1 protein-coding gene is annotated in these 546 nt (G+C 45.1%); it reads left to right on the top strand.

What is annotated here, in order from left to right; all coding sequences use genetic code 11:
- Positions 1-21: 21 nt before the first annotated feature.
- A partial coding sequence (locus tag J8G26_RS19135) for a hypothetical protein (protein ID WP_210570847.1) occupies positions 22-546 on the top strand: 525 nt, incomplete at its 3' end.

Raw genomic sequence — 546 nt, 5'->3', positions numbered from 1 at the left:
GATCAAAATACGAACGAAAACATGAGAACTTACGTCGCCTGTGTACTAGTTGTGGCCTTTTTACAGGTCGCAGCATCTCAGACTGTTGATATCAATGCAGCATTATCAGCACTGATAGGAGAGCGTCAAAGATCATTAGGAATCAATGTTGGCCTCAGCAATATGCAGTTTGGCAAGAGTAATGGAGCTGTGGAAGCCAATATCGCCATCGGGACCTCGAACATCACCGACCTCCTTGTGCAATTGAGCAACGTGGTAGATGCAGCAGTAGCCGAAGCCAAGGCAGCAGGAAAAAATATCGATTCGTGTGTCTCAGCTGTAGGTGCTAGTGTGTCTGCATTGAACCAATCAGAAATTCAATCATGTAGAGTACTTCCACAATTAGGACAAGCTAGAGTCAAACTGAACCAACTCGCCTTGGTTCAAGGAAACCTAGCAAATGTTCTCCCCAAATGCGTAGTATTGAACCCATTGAATCTTCTCCAAGTCCGCGTCTGCGTTAATGGAGAACTAGTCAATATCGACCAGACAATCACTCAAGCTCTT

The sequence above is a fragment of the Acidovorax sp. JG5 genome (assembly GCF_017939685.1).
Classification (GTDB): Bacteria; Pseudomonadota; Gammaproteobacteria; order Burkholderiales; family Burkholderiaceae_C; genus Acidovorax.
This window is presented reverse-complemented; position numbering and strand designations above follow the sequence as displayed.